This is a genomic window from Olivibacter sp. XZL3 (genome assembly GCF_004368405.1).
Taxonomy (GTDB): Bacteria; Bacteroidota; Bacteroidia; order Sphingobacteriales; family Sphingobacteriaceae; genus Olivibacter.
Map to the genome: position 1 here is coordinate 1 of NZ_SBJH01000113.1, position 19,949 is coordinate 19,949.

The following is a 19,949-nucleotide window of genomic DNA, read 5'->3' on the forward strand; positions in this document are numbered from 1 at the left end:
CAAAAATTAATAAATTTATAACTCGAAAGTCTCCTTAAGGTTTCATCCTAATGTGTCTAATTTAGTTTGAAGACGTACAAAAGGCAGCACGAGTTCCGAGTGCTGCCCCCCGACCGATAGGGCGGCAAGATGTTTTCGTATACGAAAATACATCTTGCTCCCTTCACGCGAAGGGCTAAATGCTCGTAAGGGAACCTTCCTGAAACTCCGTTTACGTTATCGAATAATTGTTGTTGCTGTAGTCCTTTTACGCTGCCTTAAATAGGAAGATTGTCGTTCCCATCATCGGTATTTTCCTCCTCTTCCAAGGGGATGAATGACCGCAGAAGTTGACGGATATGTTGCCGGGGTTGCCCTTTCATATGCCTAATCTTTTGATACAACTTGCCGTTGAAATCACGCGCCTTCAATTCGGGGATTTTTCTTTTATGCTTCATGGCTTTCCTGTTTTGCTAACCAAAGTTTGGAAAGTACTGTGGCAGTCTTTATTACGTTGGGGTTACCGTAAGTGATATCATTATTATAGCTGAAAAAATGGCATAAAAACAGCATTGGAAAAAGAAAAAGTGACGCAAAAAGTTCTTTGAGAGGCACATAGGTACATTGGCATATCCTTGAAATATCAAACACGGATACAATCTTCATTTTAGGAAGAATTAATTTTTAGGTTTAACTTAATTGTTGGTTTTAATCAAAAAGGAGGTTATGATGACACTCACCAAAAGAAACGGAAACAATCTTTCAGCAATTCCGGCATTATTCGATGATTTTTTTGCTAGCGATTTGTTCAACTGGGGCAACAGCCGTTACTCAGCGCTGAACGCTACACTGCCCGCTGTGAACATCAGGGAAACGGATGCCAATTTTGAAGTGGAGATGGCCGCTCCTGGAATGAAAAAAGAGGATTTTAAGGTCGAGCTCAACGGCAACCATTTGCTCATTTCTTCTACCAACAGGAATGAGAAAGAAGATGGGCATGGTGGATACAGTCGAAAGGAGTTCAGCTATACCTCTTTCCAGCGAAGCTTTACCCTTCCAAAGGATGTTGTGGATGAGGACAGGATTGAGGCCCGTTATGAGGATGGTGTTTTACGGCTCAGCATTCCAAAACGTGAGGAGGCACGCAAAAAAGCACCCCGCCTCATTGAGATTTCTTAAATTAATAATATTAGGCCTGCTTTTCAGCAGGCCTTTTTGTTTATTTATCCGTCCATACGGCCAATTCATTGCCGTCTGAGTCCAGAAACTGAAAACGCCGTCCTCCCGGAAATTCGAAAATATCCTTGACTATAATTCCACCGGCGCTGAGTACCTTATCTTTACTGCGCCCAATATCCTCTGAATACAGAACCACTAAAATACTGCCTTTTGCGGGAATACCCTTGGCAAAACCACCGTCCACAAACTCACCTTCAAATGCAGCGTAGTCCGGTCCATAATCTGTGAATTGCCAGCCGAAACTTTTTGCATAAAAGTCCTTAGCCTGAGCGATGTTGTTGGTTACAAACTCGATATATTGAATCTGCTCGTGTCTTAACCTTTTCTGGGAAATATCGTTCATATCTATATGCGTTTTACGCAAAGATACATATCACTAAGGCCCCGGCTTTGGAAAAATGCGACAAAATCAAATTTGAGACGGTGTAAGTCCTGCATACCTTTTTATTTCATTGCTGAAGTGGGCTTGGTCATAGAAACCGCATTTGAATGCTATTTCAGAAAAATTATTTTCGTTCCTATTCTCCTTAATTATTTTGAGGGCATTCTTGAAACGTATGATTTTTAAGTATTCTTTGGGGCTGACACCAATATGATTTCTGAATTCCCGCTCCAATTGTCTCCTGGTTATGTGGTTTGCAGTTGCCAGTGTATCGATACCGATATTGCCATTTGTCAACCTTATATAGTTAATGACATTGAATAGGCTATGTTTTGGTACCCTTACTCTATCTAAAAAAAAGGCCTGTAGATAGGCAATCGAATAGTTCTTTACGAGGTCAATGTCCGGCGAAAGTGACCGTTCAAATCCTATGCACAGGTTGGTAAGTTCATGCATCGGAGCATAATTATAAAACGAAGAGAAAGCAGCAGGTTTGAATCGAACCCCAATAAGTTTCTTGCCACCAGTCAAAAAACTATCGCTAAAAGTAGTCATTGTTCCAACCAGATAGATTTTATCCCTTTGCATTGTCAATCTGCCGTTTTCTGCCCCGCAATCCTCCCCGAGATTGAAGATAAGGTCAACGCAACCATCAGGCATTATCCTTTGGCTACGCACTGCACCTTCACTGCCCACAACGGTCCAAAAGGCATCGATATAACCCTCAAGTTTGGGATGTGGTTTGACTTCGGTATAACTCATAATCTAAAGGTAAAGATTCCTTTCAAGATTGACGTACAACCTGCTGAAAATTGCTGAATCCTTTTCTTAGTGAATAGAATTAACATCTCCCAACGCGCAAATACGTTCTCACCATCGTTTAAACACTAGGTTTGTGCATATTGAAATTGTAAGCAGATCAGCTTGTTTAATCTTTTCCACAAGCTGAAATGCCCGATGAGGTAATGTTCAAGTAAATTAAGACGGCGAGCCTAAAAATACAGATCAGACAATAAACGCCTGCAGACGCAAACTAAGTAATATTAATTCCCATGGTGTACGTTTCCTTATGTTAACCTCCCGTATTTATTAATTGAATAAGCTAGGAAGAGATTTGGAACCCAGCACAGCCACGCCACAATCCTATAAGACAATTCTGCGTCATTTATCAACATAACCAGTAGAGGAAGCCATAACCTGAGTGTGACTGCTGCAAAAGTACATGCATAGCTATAAGTCATGAACCTTTTATGTGCCATCGTATGTCCTCTGACAATTTCAACGTATGCCATTATTGTGCTAACGAACCAGATAAGCCCCAGCAAAATGAACCCTAGAACCGGTATAATTCCTCCGTTGGCGTACAGAGCAATATAGATACCGCTTAACGAACTGATAAAAACCGAAAGCGCATAAAACATGCCGATGGACCTGTGCAGTTTTATGTGCCTTTTACGAAAACGGGGTCCAAACTGCATCCAACCTATAAAAAGCGATAGCCCCCCAAAAACGACGTGAAAATAGAATGCAGATTTCCAAAAAAGGTCCTTGAGTACATTCGGCGGCTTGGAGTTTAAGAACGTATATTGGTGATCTACAAATGCGTACATCAGTGGATAGGCTCCCAATAAAATGGCCAAGATAGCCGTAATAATAAATAAGAATTTCCTCATAGCGGAGTTGAAATTTTTTCTAAAAATGAAGAATTGGTTAGAAATGAGGGTTCCAATATGAAAGGTGGAACCTATTTTAGCAGATGGTTTCTTGGCACCATAATGTCAAAAAGACGAATCTTCTTAATTGAGCTAATGTAAATATACGTTTTGGCTTTTTAGGTATTCTCTTGGTGAACAGTTAGCGTATTTCTTAAAATTTCTATTGAAAGAAGTCTTGGAATTGAATCCGCTTTCGAAAGCGAGGGTCAGTATGGTGAATTTCTGATTCTTAGGCAGTATTGCGATTTGCTTAAATTCATCAATCCTCTGCCGGTTGATGTACTCGTAGAAATTTTTTTCCTCCATTGAGTTTATTGTCTGGGAAAGCGTATTAGGATGTACCTGAAGCGATGATGCTACATAGCTTAATGTCAATTCGGGATCTTTATAAAGCTTTTCAGCCACCATAAGATGCTCTAATCTCTCATAAACATCATGGATAATATCTTCACTCTTAGAATTTTTCTCATATTTTACGGCTTGCTCAACACTCATTTTTCCCCCATCCGATTTGGCTTTTTCTGCTATTTTTAATATGCCGGCACGGCTTATACCAAAATATTCGGCTGTCAGGATAAACAGTTCCACAAGAGTAAAAATCAACACATCATTTTTAACGATTACTGCAACCCATATCATGGCGATTCCTGCTATCAGGTAATTCAACCAATCGAGGTTAATCTTTTCCGTATTGGAATCCTGTTCCGCTATAGACTTTTTATACTTTCTGGTCGCAAGAAAACTAAGCATGACGTATAGGATCCCTGATAAAACGATAGCAATCATTATAGCTTGCCTCAACATTCTATAAGTACCGCCCCCATGTTGATATATGTATATTTTCTCTTGCGGGGACAATAGAAAGAATCTAAAAAGCAACACGTAAACAATAATGGCAGGTGCTAAATGTAGTAGGAAACTTCCCTTACTGGGATGTTGAGCAGTAAGACAAAGCGTATAGAAGTACAATATTGGCCCATGCATCAGTGGAAAAGGTATTTCAAGCCCCAATATATGCGGAAAATTGTTATAAGTACCAGATAAAAATGAGACAAAGAATGTAAGGTGTAATGCTATTACAAAAAACCAAGCGGCAAGTATATAATCAGCAGCTTGCTTTTTCTTTTTACCAAGAATAAGAAAGGCCGAAAAGCAAGCTATAAAAATTCCTGAAAGGTAACATAAGACACTTATATCCGTCATTGAAATGATACTTTTAATTCTGGTACTAATCTAGGATTATCGGAATGATCTACAAAATTCATAATACAATGGACCTCCTTACACCTAATGTTTAAAGCAAATTTGAATTAAGACTACGCCGTACCATTGGTGTTTGTCAAATAGATTTATTGGTACTTTCGCAATTGTCAACTCTTTTCATTTATTTACTAACTACGTCATAATCCCGTCTTCGCCATCTATTATACATTAAAAACCCTCCTACCGAGCTCCATCCCCGCCTTTACTGCACAAGCCTTTGCAATACCCATACCCGAAAACCGACACAACTGTGGGATGCTTAACCTGTTTAATTCGCCTACATCGCCACCGACTTCGGCGAGCATGCGTTCCGCCAAGGCAACCGCTGATTCATTTTTGGAACCCGACCCTATAAGCATAGCAATCAACTCCGCATCGCTCATGAATGAGGGCCCGTGCTCCAACATCTTCTCACGTGGACGCAGTTGGACAGGCCAGCCCTTGATACCACTTTCTGCCTGAGCCTGTCTGTTCAATTCATGTACCTGCACCTCCCCTGCCTGATGATAAGCAGCTGCATGGAAAAGAGAAGAAAATGCCTGTATAAGAAATTCAAAATCCTCCTCAAAAACCACCACGCTGCTACGGAGATAACCACCCCCAAGCTGCGCATCGCTCCTGGTAATCTGAATATAATGGCTATTATTAACTGTCCGCTTAAAATCCAGAAAATAATGCCGCCTGTTGGACAGCGAGGCAAAATGTTCGTTTACAAAGTTTGTGTGTTGCATGGCTATATCATTTTGTTCCCATCAAAATTGGGAAATCTGAATGCGAACAATCGGTGCAAATACACATTACCCGATGTGATCTACAGATATCCGATCCGAAAAAATCTTACCCGATCCCGAAAACATATACGGAATAACAAGCGTTCTATAAACATAAAAGCATCCAAATAAGTTATCGATAAATGGAATCTTCTAACCACCCCACCGAAGCCCGCCACTGCCAGGACTGCGGCAATCAATTGAGAGGCCGCTCAGACCAGCGCTTCTGCAACGATACCTGCCGGAATCATTTCAACCGCAAAAAAAGACAGGAAATAGCAGAACGCATTCCAGTAAGTGCAAAAGAAATCCTGCGCATCATCAAAAACAATTACCGTATCCTCAGCGTAATGAGCCCCAATCCGGAATACGAGATCATCGTGGATCTTCACGAACTTCAATCAAAAGGGGTTAATTTCAAATTTTTCACCAGCATAACCTACAAAGATGGGGAATCCTGGTATTGCATTTTTGATATCGGCTGGCGTGCAGTGGACGAACAGGTGCTTATTACCACTTTCCCAGATCAGGCTAAAGTGGAAGACCACTACCCGAAATTTTCCTAAGTTTAATACCCTGATAACGAAGATCATGCAACAATAACGGAGGCATAATCATTGAACTAATGAATTGAATCGATTACCATAGACTTCTAGTCTCTTAACTGTACTTATTTACTTTACCTATCACTACATCAACCCCTTATCCGTAAATGACAAATACCCATTACCCGTCACAATAAGATGATCAAGCAGACGGATATCGAGCAATTCCCCTGCATTTTTGATCTTAGCGGTTAGCATCTTATCGGCATTGCTAGCATTCAGATTCCCGGAAGGATGGTTATGCGCCACGATCACACCCGTTGCACACACCTTTAAGGCTATGGCATAGATAATACGCACATCCGCCAAGGTACAATCCATCGATCCGCTTGCTATCTTGGCAAAACCGATTACCCTGTTTTCGATATTCAGGTATATAGCCAACATATCTTCCTTATACCATAGGGTATCCAGATTCCAAACCTCCATTAACACGCGATAAGCGGTATCGGAATCCTTTATCATTGGCTGTTTCCGCTGATCCATCCTTGGGTTATAAACCACCTTGAGCTCACTCATTCTGAACATCCTGTTTTCTGAACCTGTTTTCATTACATACATACTTTTTGTAAAACCATCGGATTAATAAGGGCCCCAAAGAGGCGTGAGTAGCGGGGCAAAAAGGAAACGGAATAAAAAGCGCAGCGGCTTTATGCCGTAGTCTTTTTGCATCCGCTACAGCGGAGCGCCTCATCTTGCCCCAAAGGCAATCCGATGGTCTATCATCAAGTATTCCTACGTATACATTTAAGAGTGCAATCAATAGCATTAATCGGAACGATTTTACTCATCGTAAGTGTGGCGTATGCTTTCCAACAAAAAAACAGTTCCATATTCGAAACTTAATCAAAGAGAGAAAATGTCATCGGAAAGGAGAGAACGCGAAAGACAAACCCACAAAAAGCTGTTGAAATCCTGAAGTAGTATGGAACCAGCGTTACGCAGCAACAATAATATTGGAAACCATGTACAAATTCGGCAATTAGCATTCAAATACATGTATACCTGATTGGAGAGAAGAGTCAGATTGGTGTTAATAGAACCACATAGCAAAATCAGAAGTATTTTTTTCAAAAAAAAACGTAAACAATTGATACACAATTAATAAATTCATAAATTAGCAAAAGACCAGAAAGTTACACAATACACATACAGGTATTTATTTTTATTTATAGAGGTTATTCTCTAAGTAAAAACACCGATATACCTAGCGGATTCTAACTTACGGTAAGTCCAACATATGTTAGCGTTAAAAACGTACAAGACATTTTTGCTTTTCCATCAACTTGAAGGGCAAGCACATGTCAAAAAAACAAACGAAAAAGATCAGCGTCCGCAGTGCTTTTAGAAAAAAAAATATAACTGTAGAACAAACGCAAGAAATATATTTTAAACACAAAATCTATCTGAATAGAAAAGATGCAGCAGAAATATTAGACAACATGTACTTCTTAGCAGATTTATTTATCGACCAAAATTTAAAGAAATGAAAGTCGCAGACATATATGTTCGGGTCAGTACAGACGAGCAAGCAGACAAAGGTTATTCGCAGCGTGACCAAGAAGAAAGGTTAAAAAAATACTGTGTAGAAAACAAAATCATCGTTAGAAATACATACTACGAAGACCACTCCGCCAAATCTTTTGATCGACCAGTTTGGAAAAAAATGCTTGCTGAGCTTAACAAAAATCGCAACCAATCGGATTTGATCCTTTTTACAAAATGGGATCGCTTCAGCCGAAATGCACCCGACGCCTACAACATGATAAATACCTTGCGCAAACTTGGTGTAGAGCCACAGGCCATCGAACAACCACTGGATATTAATATCCCTGAGAATAAAATGATGCTGGCGATTTACCTGACGGCTCCTGAAATTGAAAATGACAGACGGGGACTGAATACCTTTTACGGTTTGAGAAGAGCTAAAAAGGAAGGTCGCTGGACTGGACGCGCACCTACAGGATATATTAACTTAACCGCAGCAAATGGGAAAAAGTACATTGCACCAAACGGCAAACAAGCAGAATTGATGCAATGGGCATTTAAAGAGATCAGTAAAGGTATCTACTCCACACAACAAATCTATCGTAGCGTAGCCCAAAAAGGTTTAAAATGCAGTAAAAACAACTTCTTCAGACACATAAGAAACCCGATGTACTGCGGAAACATCGTCATACCGGAATACAAAGATGAAAAGGAAATGATGGTGAAAGGACTCCATGTTCCCCTAATTACAGAAGACCTTTTCTACGAGGTACAAGACGTACTGGAAGGAAAGAAAAGAAAGATCAACACCAAAATACTTTCCCAGGAATTGCTGCCACTTAAAGGCTTCCTCTACTGCGCCAGGTGTGCACGGTCTCTATGTGCAAGTGCCTCAAAAGGACGAAATGCCTACTATCATTACTACCATTGCAGTTCTACATGTGGTTACAGGCTAAAGGCAGAGGATGTAAACAAAGAGTTTCAAGCCTTTCTAAAAGAATTTCAATTTAGCCCCGCTGCAGCCGAATTGTTCAAATTAGTCATCATCGATGCTTTTGCGAGTGACAGTGGCCAGCACAGAGGTCGGAAAACTGAGCTATCCAGAAAGATGGCAGACGTCAGCAATAAAGTACTTCGAGCAAGAGAACTACTGCTATTAGGTGATATTGATGGCGAAGATTATAAAGAGATCAAGTCATCCTGTGATCGTGAAATTCGTCGATTGGAAGCCGATTTAGAGAATATTGGTCGGTTTAAACTGTCTTCGACGCAATTGGAGCCTATTATAGACCGTGTTATCCACAGCGGTGCTGTTCTCGAATCACTCTATACAAAATCAGGCGTAGAAAACAAAAGAAGGCTGATTGGTTCGATAATGGCTGAAAAGTTCACTTTCGATAAGCTAAAACATCGAACCGCTAAGATGACCGAAGTATACTCACTTATCTGCCTGATTAATAACAATTTAAAAAAAAATAAAACGGGACAAAAAGTTTATAAAACCATTTTGTCCCGTCAAGGGTGGAATATGGGGCTCGAACCCACGACCTCCTGAACCACAATCAGGCGCTCTAACCAACTGAGCTAAAACCACCGTTTTTTAGTGAGGCAAAGATATACAATAAACCAACATAGCGCAAATTTTTTATCAATTTTTATACGGGTGTTTTTCTTAACTTAGCGCAAATCTCTCTATTACATACAGATAAAAAATAAAATGAATTGGGAATCAGCGATTAAGGATTTCAGACAATATTTAAGGTTAGAACGCTCCTTGGCCAAAAATTCGATCGACGCTTATTTGCATGATGTCGACAAGCTCAGGCAGCACGCATTTTGTACACATGCGAAAGACCCTGACGCTATTGTCACACAGGATATCCGCGATTTTCTCGAATGGATTTATTCGCTCGGCATGTCGCCCCATTCCCAAGCGCGGGTACTGTCTGGCATCAAGACATTTTATCATTATCTAGCTTTAGAGAGCGTTGTTGCCCATAATCCCGCAGCCCTAATAGAGGCCCCTCGCCTAGGCCGTAAATTGCCCGACACCTTAAGTATTGTGGAGATTGATGCGCTTATAGGAGCCATCGACTTATCTAGCCCGGAAGGCCCACGTAATAGGGCCATGCTGGAAGTGCTTTATAGCTGTGGTCTCCGGGTAAGCGAATTAATCGACCTGAAAATTTCCAATTTATTTCTGGATATTGAATTTATTCGGGTAACAGGTAAAGGTAACAAAGAACGACTCATTCCTATCGGCCACTCAGCGATCAAACACTTACAGCTTTATCTTCAGCACGACCGAAAAGAAGTAAAAGCCGGTATGGAAGACTACGTTTTTCTTAATCGACGAGGTGCACCGCTCTCTAGAGTCATGGTTTTTATTATCATCAAGGATTTGGCCGCCAAGATCGGTTTACAGAAAACCATCAGTCCACATACCTTTCGACATTCCTTTGCCACGCATCTAATTGAAGGCGGAGCAGATTTACGTGCCGTACAAGATATGCTCGGGCATGAAAGCATCAGCACGACAGAAATTTATACACACCTGGACCGTGACTACCTTCGCTCGGTTATGATCGAATGCCATCCGAGGGCTTAGTCCACATTTTTACCACCTATTCCTATTTATTTTTGAACTCGTGCGGGTTTCATTTGCAATGTAGGTGCATTTATTCTATTTTTGCGATAAGACAAAAGAAATGGTGAAAGAATTGTCGTTAAAAAGCGTATATAGACTAATAGCACTTTGCTTGCTTGTAGCGTTAAGTTACATACAGGCCGTGCAATTGGTGCATGCTCATAACGACAACGTAAAGCAAACAAGCCAAAGTTCTTTTCAACTCAAAAAAGAAATCAACTGTAAAATTTGCGACTACCTTCACGTGCAGCAAAATCAACAGTTGCCAGGCCAAGCCTTTACGCTGAGTGAGGTATACAGGAGTAAACCTGTCCTTATCCAGCGCCTAGATTTGGCCAAACCCATCGAGATTCCTTTATCCCGCTATTTTAATAAAGGCCCCCCACTAGCTTAAGTCGCTCCTATCCTCTTAAAAAGAATTGAAGGCTCGCTTTTTCTTGCAACAAGAATACGTAACAGCCATAAAGTTCTTAACCGGGGTGATTCCTATAGCAAATTCCTTGTTTTACGCAGATCAAAACAAGCTAAAAACCCTACATATACATGTTTATTAAGAAACAGTTCACCCTGTTGTTCTTGCTTTTGAGTATCCATATCGGCTACGCCCAAAGCAATGAATGTAATTTTATGATTAACGGAAGACTAATCGATGCAGACACGCAGTTGCCATTAACCGGTGCAAGCGTCCTTCTTATGCCGATCAATAAGACGGTAAAGACCGACGGACATGGCTTTTATCGGTTTCCATCTCTTTGCAAGGGAAATTATACCCTCATTTTTAAGAGTCTGGGCTTCGTAGAAGTAAGTAAAGAGCTCCGCTTAGCCAAAAACGAAATGCTGAATATAAGTATGCAGCATGGAGACATTGTTCTGCATGACGTAGAAGTGGTTGGCCATCAAAACACCCTTAAAACGACGGCTATCGTAAACTCGTTAACGCAGCAACAGTTGCTTGAAACCAAGGGCGGTTTACTTGCGGAAGTACTGAAGGAGATACCGGGCGTGAGCATGCTGCAAACCGGAGCTACCATAGCGAAGCCGGTAATCCATGGTATGCATAGCAATCGCATTTTAATGCTGAATAATGGTATTAGGCAAGAGGGGCAGCAATGGGGAACGGAACATGCGCCTGAAATTGACCCCTTTGTAGCTAAAAACATTCGAGTCATTAAGGGAGCAGAATCTGTCCGTTATGGTGCCGATGCCATCGGTGGCGTCATTTTAGTTGATCCGCCTAGTTTGCCGGTAAATACTGAAATCCATGGCGAGATTGATATAGCCGGACAGCATAATGGACGCGGCGGCACGACATCGGCTATGTTAAATGGTGGTCTTAAAAAATTACCGGGATTTAGCTGGCGGGCGCAGGGTACTTTTAAAAGATTAGGCGACATCAAATCGGCCGATTATTATCTCAACAATACCGGCGTAAAGGAAATCAACTATTCGGCGTCTTTGGGCTACAAAACTAGCTTTGCCCAGTTTGAAGCCTATTATAGCCATTTCGAGACCGAGCTCGGTATCTTTAATGGTTCGCATATAGGAAGTGTTGAGGACCTGCAATCGCGTATTGAAAACGGCAAACCTTTTATTACCTATCCATTTTCTTATACCATAGAAGCACCGAGACAAGAAATAAAGCACGACCTTTTAAAACTTAAAGCACATAAGGACTTTACAAACGGCGCGCAAATGGATATCCAATATGGCCTACAGCGTAATCTGCGCAAGGAATACGATATTAGAAGAGGGGGCCGTACCAGCATTCCGTCATTAGACTTGGAACTGACCTCTCAGAACCTCGATGTGACTTATGATCACTTGAAAAACAACGGACTGCGAAGTATCATCGGCATGAATTTAGCCATGCAGATCAATAACAACATCCCGGGCACCTTCGCTACGCCTTTAATCCCTAATTACGACAGCTATAATGCAGGGGTCTTCGCGATCGAGCGATGGGTAAAACCTACCTATGAGTTCGAAGTCGGCATGCGATACGATTTTAAATATTTTGATGCGGCAGGTTATCGTCTAGACTCCATTTATTATGCCGGTACCCGAACCTTCCATAACTTTTCGGGCTCTTTAGGAGGCACTTGGCATATCAATAAAGCGATAGATCTTCAATCGAATCTCGGTCTGGCTTGGCGCCCGCCTTCTGTAAGTGAACTGTTCAGTTACGGCCTACATCATGGTACCGCCGCCGTTGAAATAGGTAATGACCAGTTTAAGAGCGAACAAGGATTCAAATGGATGAATGCAGCAAAGGTTCGGTTGCAACGATTTGATTTCGAATTAGATGCCTATGCGCATTATATTAAAAATTACATCTATCTTCAATCTACAGGCGAGCTTTGGGAAAGCTTACGAGGTGCCTTTCCCGTATTCCAGTATGAACAAACGAATGCCTTTTTTTGGGGCCTTGATTTGGCGGGCAGTTATTACCTGACCGACGACCTCCGCTACAGCTTAAAAGGTTCGCTTGTAAGAGCAAAAGATACGCAGCATAAAAGCTACCTGCCTTGGATCCCGGCCGACCGCATCGAAAATGCTTTACGTTGGACGAAATCCTATAACTCGCACACGCTTGACCATACCTTCCTGCAGATACAACATCAATTTGTAGCCCGGCAAAATCGATTTGAACCCAGCACTGATTTTGCAGCGCCGCCACCTGCTTACGGACTCGTGAATCTGTTAGCGGGAGTTGGACTTCGTTTCAATGAACAAAATTTGAATTTACATATGGGGGTAAACAACTTACTAAACAAAGAATACAAAGAATATATGAACAGATTTAGATACTATGCACATGATATGGGGCGAAACATTACCCTTAAATTGAACTATACATTTTAATTTTTTAGGTTTTTAACTTTAACTTCTAACAACATGCAAAAATTACGTAACTATTTTATGATGGCCGCCATAAGTCTGGCAGCTATGTCTTTCGCATCCTGCTCTAAGGACGACCCTGTTCCGGAAATTGATCAGGAAGAATACGATGGCACCATACTCACGTTTACTGAGGGGCATTACCATGGTGAAGAATTCCACGCAGAGGGCGACACCGTACAAGTACGCTTTATTCGCGGAAGCGATCGGCCTTATCCATCTCACCTGCACCTGCACGCTGGCGAACAGTATCAACTCGATATTGCCATGTTCAAGAACGGTGAAAACACAACAGCTGAATTTGGGGAAAATGAGCACCAATGGTTCTTTTTAGGCGCCCCTGCTGACGTACTGGATTACAGCTATTTAGACAACCGAGTTGGATTTAAAGGCGTTTTAACGGTTAATAAGGCTTCGGAAGGATTTGATCTACAGCTTGTACTGCGCCACGGTTTAGACAAGTCGCAACCCGCAGCCCAAAGTTGGAATAGTCCGAATTATCGGGAAGCTGGGGGATCTGATGACTTTAACAAAAGTTTTGAGCTTCATCCGGTTGATGAAGAACACGACCATGACTAAGTAAACCAGCAGTACGTAAGCCCTTATTTTAAGTAAACCCGAGATACCCTCCTATAGAGAGGATGGGTATTTCATGCAACCATAATTTCTCTAAAAACACATTATTTAATCAAAAATTAACATTATGAAAAAACTAAGAAACTATTCGTATTTATTTATTGCCTTTTCGTTGCTATTCAATGCTTGTAGCAAGGATGATGACCAAGTGGTTCCGGACGATCCGAACGCGATCACATCTTCCCGTCTCGACTTCATTGAGGTGAACGGCTCCCCACATGGCGACCATTTCCACGACCTGGCAGAAATTACCGGCGAGAAAGATAGTATTGCTGTAGAGTTCGATCAATTTGGCGTTGCAAAAAGTGGACACATTCACTTAGACCCGCACAAAATTTACCGCGTGCAACTCCACGCATTCAATAGCGCGGGTAACGAGGTGCAAAACGATTTCCTAGCGAGCAAAGCTGTTGCAGACTTTTATAAAGCCTTCATCGTGGGCGGCAATTTCACCTTAAATCCGGAAACGGGCGATGCCGAAAATGGAGCACTGTTTCAACCTCGGGAGCAAGTATATGGCGACGGCACGAGCGTAAACGGCAAATACGAAACCACCGGTATTCTCGCCTATTTTTCTTTGGGAGAGGCCAATGAAGGAGCCGATACAGACGTTTCGTATGTATTAAGAAAATTGGCCGACAATACCACCAAAGCTACAATAGAACGAACCGATTGGAACCACGATGACTATGCAAGCAGATTTGCCGGAGAGGATGTATTAAAATTGACTTTTGAGATCCATGCTGTAGGCCACGATCATTAAGATCTACTGGAAAAGAAGGTCTAGGAATAGGCAAACCCTAGACCTTCTTTCATACCCCCCCATTTTCAATTGCCTTGCTTCAATACAAAAGGCAGATAAATACCAAAGGTTATGTTTCTACCGGGATTGTACACCCCTAAGTTTAAATCTGTTTGATCTAAGCGTCCAGGCTTATACCGGCTTAAAGCATCATAGTATTTCTTATTTAGCAGATTATTCCCCGAAACATATAATTTGATTGCCTGTTTTCCAACGAAAAATGTGGCGCCTAAACTCGCGCTCAATAAGGTGTAACCCGCCGTGGGGGTCTCAAATTCTGCATCTACACGGTTCTGTGCAAAATAGTTGGCAAGTCCGACGGAAAGAAATGGTTCCTGCACATGCTCAATTTCAGGTTCGAAACGCAATTCGTTCCTTAACACAGCCGCCGGGATAAAGGGTAGCGGCTTATCTAGGCTTGTGTTCTTTGCATGTGTATATCCAAACGTATTTTCGAAATGAATAAAATGCACCGGGTGCAAGATGAAGCTTGCCTCTGCTCCGTACAAATTGGCATTCACTTGTCCGTAATTATAAACCGGTAAATCGTCCATAAATTCACCGTGGTGGGCCGCATAAATAAAATCGTGTATATAATTATTGTAAATAGTAGCGCTGGCACTCACCAGTTCGCCACCATAAGACAGTTCGGCATCTATTTGATAGCTTCTTTCAGGCTGTAAATCCGGATTTCCTAACTCGTAACGGAATGTACCTTCATGTTCGCCGTTCGACCCCAGTTCGGCCGGATTCGGTGCCCTAAAGGCAGAGCCGAAATTGGTCTTAAAGTTAAGTCGCTCCGTAAATTGATGGGTAAACCCCACTGCACCGCTCAAATTAGAAAAACGATTTATAAACCGTTGGAATAGCTGTTCGCCTGCTTCCTCCAGTGGCTTACCCACATTTTTGCGAAAATCGTAACGGAGTCCTACATTAAAAGTACTGTTTTCCCAGTTCTTTTTGATGTAGCCGAAAGCACCGATACCATAGCTATCGTAAGCCGGAATTAAAAATTCTTCCCCTCTGTTTTCGCTATGGCCAATTTCGGTGCTTAAGCCAAAAACAGGTTCCCAGCCATTTTTCTGGCCGATATAGTAACGCGCATCGCCGGTATAGGTATCCAGGTTGAAATATAACGACGGATCGGGTCCGTCTTCGAGCTCACGTCGTTGATTACGTTGAAACCCTAGGTCGAATTTTAAATTGCCAGATCCGAGAAGTATGTTATTGTTTAAAGATATTTTGTAGTGACGGATGTCTTGTTTCGGGTACTGCAACCTGCGGCTTTTAAAATCATCGCCGCTAAAAAGACTGCCTTTCTCGTCTACATACGCGCCTTCCGAATTGAAAGCAGGCTCATAAAAGCCGATATGGTTTCGAAAACTCGAAAAGTTGAGATGCGTGTAGCCCCAAGACTTATTCAGGCCAAGCATAGCACTAAAATCGTTCTCGTTAAAACCGGAATTTGGGAAGTAACCAACAGGCGTTTTAAAAGAATAAGCGCTCTTATAGGTTCCTCTACCTCGCCACACGAAACCGTTTTGGTGCCCCGTCAGCATAACAGATGAACTGGTAAGGCCGTTATTTGTAGCATAGTTGGTGATAAATTCCCCACTTACCTCCCCCTCGGAAACAGGAAGGGGTTCCAATAGATTGATAACCCCGCCCAGCGCATCGGAGCCATATATTAAGGAGGCGGCTCCTTTTAGCACTTCTACGCGATTAGCCTTGAATTGATCGATCTCGATGCCATGTTCGTCGCCCCACTGCTGTCCTTCCTGCTTTATCCCGTTATCTATCGTTACCACACGGTTGTAGCTTAGACCCCGTATAACGGGTTTCGAAATGGATGGACCTGTTGTCACTTGTGAAACGCCCGGACTCTTGGCAATGGCATCAATAAGGTTGGTTGACGGAACGAGCAGCTGCTCTTTATTGATTATATTGACTGTTGTACTATTTCTTTTGTTGCTGCCGGAAGAAAGCGTTCCTGTAACGACGACTTCCTGCGTTTCGATCAGCGTCGGTTTTAACTCGAACTCCCAGCCACCATCTTCAGCGAGATCCACCATTCGGGTGAGGGTTTCGTAGCCGATAAATCTTATCTCAACTAAAAACCGACCTTTTGCAGGAATATTTCTTACCCTGAACGCACCGGATCGATCGGTAACTACCGAAATTCGCAAATCCGGAATAGTGATAATCGCTCCCGGTAGCGGCTGCTTGCTCTGAGTATCTACCACTTTTCCGCCAACGGCTACTGTTTCCGTTGAAAAACTTTTATTGTTAACGAGCATAACAAACATGCTCAGTATGATAATGAACCTATACATAAAATGGATGTGGATGCCTAAAACCACTTTGTATCCTGGGCGCATTTGGGAAAGATCGAAACGACTACTTTAAGTCACGAATCTCCTCAGGATGGCCATATGACAATGAATTGTACGTTTTTTTAGACAACCGCTATGATTAAATTAACCTATCGAGAAAATTCTTTTTTAAAAATTGCTTTATTAGGCGAATGAGGGTGGACCCCGATAGGTGATATCCTGAACAGGAATTTCATGTAAAGAGGAAATAAATCCATAGGAATGACAAACTTCCTTAGTAAAAAGCATTACCACAAAGCCGGTTACTGGCAAATCGTTTTTCTTGTTGAGGTGCAGGTTACAGATTAAGCAATACGAAGAAAGACGCGCATTCTTGGTATGATGATGCACCTTATAAGCGGTGTTGTTTGCCTTTAACGACCGCGACGGCTCATGATGATGATATAAATCTATGGGAATAACTGTCAACACAAAGTACACGAGCATGAGCTTTGCGATGAGAGAGACCATTATTCCGTTTCGATTGAGCATATCGGAAAAGAGAGGTAAAGTTTGTGAAAATTTTAAAAAGGGCCGGATACGAGTATCCGACCCTACATCTACCTATGAAAAACATGCCTTAAGCAAGGCAGTACAAAAATAACGCATTATATTTACATCACAAACAAAAAGTTACGTTCTGGAGAAAATAATTTTAGCTTTTCGAGGTTTTGTAATAATGATTTTTATATTAGGTTTGCAAAACGGAATAATTTAAGGGGGACAAGATGAGCCTAACACTATTAGAGGAATATATAGAATCAGGAAATGCAGCAGCGATTGACAATTTGCTACATACCAACCCGGCCTTGTGCCAACAAAAAACCAGCCATGAGATTTCGCCGCTCCTATTGGCTTGTTACTATAATAAAAATCAAATAGTAAAAATTATCCTGCAGCATATCCAAGAAATAACAATTTGGGAAGCCGCAGCAGCCGGCTTGATCGATGTGGTCAGCGAATTGCTAGAAGAATCTCCCAGCTTATTAGATGGATTTTCAGAACACGGTTTCACGGCTTTAGGGATGGCTACACATTTTGGAAACATAGATATTGTACGCTATTTGCTCTTAAAAGGGGCTGATCCGAATTTAGCCTCTCAAAATGGCTATCAAGTTTATCCGCTACATGCCGCGATAAGCTCTAATTTTGACGAAATAGCGAAAATGCTGGTGGAAGCCGGTGCAGAGGTAAACGTATTACAGGCCGCCAGAACGAGTCCGCTCCATATTGCGGCACAAAACGGAAATATCGAAATGCTGATTCTATTATTGGAAAATGGCGCCCTGGTTGGCATTAAAAACGACTTTGGCAAAACAGCAGCTGATTTAGCGGCAGAAAAGGGCCACGTCGAGATAGCAAAAATACTAAGTTAAGGAAGAAAGCGAAAGGCGTTAAGGAATAGACCGCTAAAAATCCCAAAGGCGGTGTCGCATCCGTTTAACAAAATCTCGAATATCGAGTACTACACCTGCCAACAGATAAAAAATAATGGGAAAACCTACCGCTAAAAACGAAGAGTAAATAAAGAACAAGCGAATTTTTGAGATGGAAACACCTAGCTTCTCTCCCAGATAGGCACATACCCCAAAGGAACGTTGTTCAAAGAAAACCATTATGCGTTGTATCATAACGTCTTATTTTGCTTAAACACTTGTAAACCAATACCGCAATCCAAACATTTGTATCGATCGCAGTAATTCTGCTTTAATTGCAGCAAAGCTTGCGAATCGGCAGCAGTTTTAACGTCAAGTCCTAATTCGCTGAATTGATTTGTCGTACTATTCTTTTCAGCTGTAAGTTCATCCAACAAATCAATCGCTCGGTAAAGATACATCTCTTTTCCAACATATTTGCCATAGGCAACCAAAATTGTTACCACTGTGTTGATAATCACATTGTCTATGGAACGTGCTCCTAACGCTGTACTATGTTGCTTTGTTACTTTATCGAAGACATAATGCTGCCTCCAATATGCGTTGACGGGCAACTCGCGAAACAGCTGTCGCAACTGTTCAACACTCGTCAACGTGATGATTTTCGAGAACAAATGTTCCTCGCTGGCACACCAAGCAGCAAATTGTGCTAAACGCATAGTCGGAAAGTTGGCCGGCCTCATGCGAAGAAACTTCCAAATGGAAGTTGGCAGTGGTGTTAAGTTATACTGATATCGCAAATGGGTATACTCTTTCTGTAAACTGATGGGATAGTCATCATAAAATCGCTCTTTTTCCAACATTCCCGCCTGGCCGAATATCAACGCTTCAATTGATGTTCGAGAAAACCGGTATTTAGCCAAGAGCCGGTGCGGCGTATTCTTGGCTAGCCATTCGAAAGGCACGGCGTTTACTTTAAAACCGAAATTCCTAGCTAATAAAATATAGGTTACTTCTTCCCAATTGTTCTTCTTTTCTGTCAAAAGCCCTGTTAACAGGGTACACTTTTCCTGTAAACGTTCGGTCAGTACGCGTTCTAACCATTGTTTAATATGGAAGGTATCAATTGTAGCCAGCTGTTCCTGACAAGGAATCCAGGCCCTGCTGCGCATTAACCCTTCGTACCTATTTAGGAGGGAGGCATCTACAAATCGTTTTAATTCCAGCGTTTCTGGAACCGTACCGTCCTGCAAGCAGATTTCCTTGTCATATTCATATACGACATGCAAAACAACACTGTTGTATGCGGGATCGTGCTGATGGCTATGTATATACCAGTCTGATGACTTAACGTGTATCTCTATTGTTCCCGCCCATTCGATTTGATCGATCATCAAGCGGCTATGTTCAAAATCCGGTCCGGCATCCTTATTTTTCAGTCCGGGCGACAAAACAACTAATGGTTTACCGCTTTTCGTCTCGAGGTTAAAATCAGTAAACAAGCGGTACTTCCAGATATAATGAAACACTTCTTCGGAGAATTCCATCTTCAAATCAATGAGGCTTAGGATATAAAAGTAAGAAATTAAAGCCTTTCAACTTGGTTTGAGATAAAAGTGAACAAAGTGAACAGGTTTAGTTATACGTTATAAGTTGTAGGTACTACGTTTAAGGTGTGAGGTAAAAGGTTTAAGGCGTAAGTGTCTTGTCCTGATATAGGTTGACAGTTTATTATTTACAAACTGACAAGCATGATGGCGAAATTACAGAGAATGAC

At 41.8% G+C, this 19,949-nt stretch carries 21 protein-coding genes and 1 tRNA gene; 10 read left to right on the plus strand and 12 right to left on the minus strand.

All coding sequences use genetic code 11. The features are described from left to right. Nucleotides 1-257: 257 nt before the first annotated feature. Nucleotides 258-437 (minus strand): hypothetical protein, encoded by a 180-nt coding sequence (locus tag EPX21_RS21460; RefSeq protein WP_134091831.1) that lies wholly within the window; start codon nucleotides 435-437, stop codon nucleotides 258-260. A 268-nt stretch (nucleotides 438-705) separates the two neighbouring features. Between EPX21_RS21460 and EPX21_RS21465 the strand changes: the two genes are divergently transcribed. After that, nucleotides 706-1,158 (plus strand): Hsp20/alpha crystallin family protein, encoded by a 453-nt coding sequence (locus EPX21_RS21465; RefSeq protein WP_240768756.1) that lies wholly within the window; start codon nucleotides 706-708, stop codon nucleotides 1,156-1,158. Between the two features lie 40 nt (nucleotides 1,159-1,198). Here EPX21_RS21465 and EPX21_RS21470 read toward each other — a convergent pair whose 3' ends face one another. The 5 genes from EPX21_RS21470 to EPX21_RS21490 form a co-directional block, all read right to left on the minus strand. Further along, nucleotides 1,199-1,561, minus strand: a complete 363-nt coding sequence (locus EPX21_RS21470) for a VOC family protein (protein ID WP_134091833.1) — start codon at nucleotides 1,559-1,561, stop codon at nucleotides 1,199-1,201. 66 nt (nucleotides 1,562-1,627) lie between these two features. Further along, a complete protein-coding gene (locus tag EPX21_RS21475; protein ID WP_134091835.1) occupies nucleotides 1,628-2,362 on the minus strand; it encodes a helix-turn-helix domain-containing protein in 735 nt (244 codons plus the stop codon). Nucleotides 2,363-2,667: 305 nt separating this feature from the next. Beyond that, nucleotides 2,668-3,273, minus strand: coding sequence for a DUF2306 domain-containing protein (locus EPX21_RS21480; RefSeq protein ID WP_134091837.1), 606 nt, complete (start codon nucleotides 3,271-3,273; stop codon nucleotides 2,668-2,670). A gap of 132 nt (nucleotides 3,274-3,405) precedes the next feature. Continuing rightward, entirely contained in the window at nucleotides 3,406-4,518 is a 1,113-nt protein-coding gene (locus EPX21_RS21485) for an AraC family transcriptional regulator (RefSeq protein WP_134091839.1), read from the minus strand. A 221-nt stretch (nucleotides 4,519-4,739) separates the two neighbouring features. Beyond that, a complete protein-coding gene (locus tag EPX21_RS21490; protein ID WP_134091841.1) occupies nucleotides 4,740-5,309 on the minus strand; it encodes a UPF0758 domain-containing protein in 570 nt (189 codons plus the stop codon). A gap of 182 nt (nucleotides 5,310-5,491) precedes the next feature. Here EPX21_RS21490 and EPX21_RS21495 point away from each other — a divergent pair, with 182 nt between their 5' ends. Continuing rightward, the gene (locus EPX21_RS21495; protein ID WP_134091843.1) at nucleotides 5,492-5,914 is read left to right on the plus strand and encodes a DUF2116 family Zn-ribbon domain-containing protein; all 423 of its coding nucleotides are present in this window, start codon (nucleotides 5,492-5,494) and stop codon (nucleotides 5,912-5,914) included. Nucleotides 5,915-6,037: 123 nt separating this feature from the next. Here EPX21_RS21495 and EPX21_RS21500 read toward each other — a convergent pair whose 3' ends face one another. Next, nucleotides 6,038-6,505: a RadC family protein gene (locus EPX21_RS21500; RefSeq protein ID WP_166670843.1), complete on the minus strand. Its 468-nt coding sequence runs from the start codon at nucleotides 6,503-6,505 to the stop codon at nucleotides 6,038-6,040. A gap of 749 nt (nucleotides 6,506-7,254) precedes the next feature. Between EPX21_RS21500 and EPX21_RS21505 the strand changes: the two genes are divergently transcribed. Then, nucleotides 7,255-7,443, plus strand: a complete 189-nt coding sequence (locus EPX21_RS21505; RefSeq protein WP_134091847.1) for a hypothetical protein — start codon at nucleotides 7,255-7,257, stop codon at nucleotides 7,441-7,443. Then, nucleotides 7,440-8,996, plus strand: a complete 1,557-nt coding sequence (locus EPX21_RS21510; RefSeq protein WP_134091849.1) for a recombinase family protein — start codon at nucleotides 7,440-7,442, stop codon at nucleotides 8,994-8,996. Before EPX21_RS21505 ends, EPX21_RS21510 begins: the two co-directional genes overlap by 4 nt. Here the strand turns inward: EPX21_RS21510 and EPX21_RS21515 are convergent. Further along, nucleotides 8,961-9,036 (minus strand) — tRNA-His (locus EPX21_RS21515). The genes EPX21_RS21510 and EPX21_RS21515 overlap by 36 nt on opposite strands. Before the next feature lie 122 nt (nucleotides 9,037-9,158). On the opposite strand from EPX21_RS21515, the gene xerD reads away from it, so the two are divergent. The 5 genes from xerD to EPX21_RS21540 all read left to right on the plus strand — a co-directional run bounded on the left by xerD (nucleotide 9,159) and on the right by EPX21_RS21540 (nucleotide 14,385). Beyond that, the gene (gene xerD, locus EPX21_RS21520) at nucleotides 9,159-10,049 is read left to right on the plus strand and encodes a site-specific tyrosine recombinase XerD (RefSeq protein ID WP_134091851.1); all 891 of its coding nucleotides are present in this window, start codon (nucleotides 9,159-9,161) and stop codon (nucleotides 10,047-10,049) included. A gap of 100 nt (nucleotides 10,050-10,149) precedes the next feature. Further along, nucleotides 10,150-10,482 carry a hypothetical protein gene (locus EPX21_RS21525; protein WP_134091853.1) on the plus strand — a complete coding sequence of 111 codons (333 nt, stop codon included), beginning with the start codon at nucleotides 10,150-10,152 and terminating at the stop codon, nucleotides 10,480-10,482. Between the two features lie 149 nt (nucleotides 10,483-10,631). Continuing rightward, nucleotides 10,632-12,950: a TonB-dependent receptor gene (locus EPX21_RS21530; protein ID WP_134091855.1), complete on the plus strand. Its 2,319-nt coding sequence runs from the start codon at nucleotides 10,632-10,634 to the stop codon at nucleotides 12,948-12,950. A 33-nt stretch (nucleotides 12,951-12,983) separates the two neighbouring features. Further along, nucleotides 12,984-13,565, plus strand: coding sequence for a hypothetical protein (locus EPX21_RS21535; RefSeq protein ID WP_134091858.1), 582 nt, complete (start codon nucleotides 12,984-12,986; stop codon nucleotides 13,563-13,565). Between the two features lie 124 nt (nucleotides 13,566-13,689). Then, on the plus strand, nucleotides 13,690-14,385 hold the full coding sequence (locus tag EPX21_RS21540; RefSeq protein WP_134091860.1) for a hypothetical protein: 696 nt from the start codon (nucleotides 13,690-13,692) through the stop codon (nucleotides 14,383-14,385). A gap of 65 nt (nucleotides 14,386-14,450) precedes the next feature. Here the strand turns inward: EPX21_RS21540 and EPX21_RS21545 are convergent, their stop codons facing one another. Both EPX21_RS21545 and EPX21_RS21550 read right to left on the minus strand, forming a co-directional pair. Next, nucleotides 14,451-16,757: a TonB-dependent receptor gene (locus EPX21_RS21545; protein WP_166670844.1), complete on the minus strand. Its 2,307-nt coding sequence runs from the start codon at nucleotides 16,755-16,757 to the stop codon at nucleotides 14,451-14,453. 183 nt (nucleotides 16,758-16,940) lie between these two features. After that, on the minus strand, nucleotides 16,941-17,288 hold the full coding sequence (locus tag EPX21_RS21550; RefSeq protein ID WP_134091862.1) for a hypothetical protein: 348 nt from the start codon (nucleotides 17,286-17,288) through the stop codon (nucleotides 16,941-16,943). A gap of 236 nt (nucleotides 17,289-17,524) precedes the next feature. Here EPX21_RS21550 and EPX21_RS21555 point away from each other — a divergent pair, with 236 nt between their 5' ends. Then, complete coding sequence (locus EPX21_RS21555) at nucleotides 17,525-18,172, plus strand: ankyrin repeat domain-containing protein (protein WP_134091864.1); 648 nt, start codon at nucleotides 17,525-17,527, stop codon at nucleotides 18,170-18,172. Between the two features lie 33 nt (nucleotides 18,173-18,205). Here the strand turns inward: EPX21_RS21555 and EPX21_RS21560 are convergent, their stop codons facing one another. Beyond that, nucleotides 18,206-18,427, minus strand: a complete 222-nt coding sequence (locus EPX21_RS21560; protein WP_134091866.1) for a PspC family transcriptional regulator — start codon at nucleotides 18,425-18,427, stop codon at nucleotides 18,206-18,208. After that, nucleotides 18,424-19,719, minus strand: a complete 1,296-nt coding sequence (locus EPX21_RS21565; protein WP_134091868.1) for a DUF2851 family protein — start codon at nucleotides 19,717-19,719, stop codon at nucleotides 18,424-18,426. The genes EPX21_RS21560 and EPX21_RS21565 overlap by 4 nt, the downstream gene beginning before the upstream one ends. Between the last annotated feature and the right edge of the window lie 230 nt (nucleotides 19,720-19,949).